The following is a 273-nucleotide window of genomic DNA, read 5'->3' as shown; positions in this document are numbered from 1 at the left end:
TATCCGAGCTTTGATATCAAAGCGTTTTTCGGTCTGGACTCCATCCATCTGCATACCTTATTCAAAAAAACCAGTCGCCAGTTCAACTTCATCCCGGGTCTGAAATTGCCGCTGTTTGACGGTGGACGGTTGAATGCCAATCTCGAAGGCACGCGCGCCGCCAGCAACATGATGATTGAACGTTACAACCAGTCAGTACTGAACGCGTTCAGCCTGCATTTCTCGCTCGTCGTTGAGCGTTTGCAGACGCGTGCCGTTGACGGCAACGTCACG

Annotated in this window: 1 pseudogene; it reads left to right on the top strand. The window is 51.6% G+C overall.

The features are described from left to right. A pseudogene (locus SB756_RS30090) lies at nt 1-273 on the top strand (hypothetical protein); the annotation flags it as partial.

The sequence above is a fragment of the Pseudomonas sp. SIMBA_068 genome, from assembly GCF_046534705.1.
Lineage (GTDB): Bacteria > Pseudomonadota > Gammaproteobacteria > Pseudomonadales > Pseudomonadaceae > Aquipseudomonas > Aquipseudomonas putida.
This window is presented reverse-complemented; position numbering and strand designations above follow the sequence as displayed.